Source organism: Balnearium lithotrophicum (assembly GCF_900182585.1).
Taxonomy (GTDB): Bacteria; Aquificota; Aquificia; order Desulfurobacteriales; family Desulfurobacteriaceae; genus Balnearium; species Balnearium lithotrophicum.
On sequence record NZ_FXTM01000039.1, the window covers coordinates 3394 to 5393 of the forward strand.

A 2000-nucleotide genomic window follows, 5' to 3' on the forward strand; every position below is an offset into this window, starting at 1 on the left:
CCTTTAACAAGAGGATAAGGGACACGCACCCTGAATCTTTCCAGGGGTGAGACCTGCTCACCCCTTCTCCATAAAAGGAGGTGATCCAGCCGCAGGTTCTCCTACGGCTACCTTGTTACGACTTCACCCCAGTCACCAGCCCTACCTTCGGCCCCTGCCTCCCCCTTTCGGGGGTTAGCCCGGGGACTTCTGGTAGAACCAGCTTCCGGGGTGTGACGGGCGGTGAGTACAAGGCCCGGGAACGTATTCACGGCCGTGTGGCTGACCGGCCGTTACTAGCGATTCCAGCTTCATGCAGTCGAGTTGCAGCCTGCAATCCGAACTGGGACCGGGTTTGAGGGATTTGCTCCGCCTCGCGGCTTCGCTTCCCACTGTCCCGGCCATTGTAGCACGTGTGTAGCCCAGGGCGTAAGGGGCATACTGACCTGACGTCATCCCCTCCTTCCTCCGGCTTATCGCCGGCAGTCCCCTTAGTGTGCCCGGCGTTACCCGCTGGCAACTAAGGGCAGGGGTTGCGCTCGTTGCGGGACTTAACCCAACACCTCACGGCACGAGCTGACGACGGCCATGTACCACCTGTGCTGGGTGTGCCGCCCGAAGGCGGCAACGACCCTGCCTTTCGGCAGGGCTACCCCCAGCATGTCAAGCCCTGGTAAGGTTCTTCGCGTAGCATTGAATTAAACCACATGCTCCACCGCTTGTGCGGGCCCCCGTCTATTCCTTTGAGTTTCAGCCTTGCGGCCGTACTCCCCAGGCGGGGTGCTTAACGCGTTAGCTTCGGCACTGACCACTTATGTGGCCAACGCCCAGCACCCATCGTTTACAGCGTGGACTACCCGGGTATCTAATCCGGTTCGCTCCCCACGCTTTCGCGCCTCAGCGTCGGTACCGTCCTCGCCGGCCGCCTTCGCCACCGGTGTTCCTCCCGATATCTACGCATTTCACCGCTACACCGGGAATTCCGCCGACGTCTTCCGGACCCTAGGCCTGCAGTATCAGAGGCAATTCCCCGGTTGAGCCGGGGGCTTTCACCTCTGACTTACAGGCCCGCCTACGCGCACTTTACGCCCAGTAATTTCGCGCAACGCTCGGGACCTACGTATTACCGCGGCTGCTGGCACGTAGTTAGCCGTCCCTTCCTCTCCGGGTACCGTCACGGCCTCGGGCTATTAACCCGAGGTCGCATCGTCCCCGGCGACAGGAGTTTACACCCCGAAGGGCTTCATCCTCCACTCGGCGTCGCTGGGTCAGGCTTGCGCCCATTGCCCAAGATTCCCCACTGCTGCCTCCCGTAGGAGTCCGGGCCGTGTCTCAGTCCCGGTGTGGCCGACCACCCTCTCAGGCCGGCTACCCGTCGTAGGCTTGGTGAGCCGTTACCTCACCAACTACCTGATGGGACGCGAGCCCATCCCGAGGCGGCAGCATGCAGAGCAGAGGCCGCCTTTACACACGTCCCATGCGGGACGTGCGCTTATGGGGTATTAGCCCGGGTTTCCCCGGGTTATCCCCCTCCTCGGGGTAGGTTGCTCACGCGTTACTCACCCGTTCGCCGGTCGCCAGCACCGGTTCCCGAAGGAACCGGCCTGCTGCCCCACGACTTGCATGTGTTAGGCACGCCGACAGCGTTCGCGCTGAGCCAGGATCAAACTCTCCAGCTAAATATGGAAAGTATTGATTGGCTCAGTTATATGGAATGTTCGCAAGGCTTAGAGACCTGCGGAACACCTCAATGATAAGCCTTGAAGGCTTGTTTTGCAGCGTTCGCAGGGTGCGTGTCCCTTATTCTCCTGTCAAAGAGCTTTTCTTGATGCGCGATGATTAAATTTAAGCCTCTCTCACTCTCTTGTCAACCCTTCTGGGGAGGATTTTGTGTTCCTCCTCCTTCCCCTTCAGGGTTGGAGAGGCTTATTCAGTTGTCTCAAAGAGCGGTTGGATAATATAGACTCCTTTTCCCTCCTGTCAACCCTTTGTTCTCGTTCAATACATGGTGGACACCCTGG

At 59.5% G+C, this 2000-nt stretch carries 1 rRNA gene; it reads right to left on the reverse strand.

The window, feature by feature from the left end:
- Positions 1-73: 73 nt before the first annotated feature.
- Positions 74-1658 (reverse strand): 16S ribosomal RNA (locus FN732_RS09330).
- Positions 1659-2000: the final 342 nt, after the last annotated feature.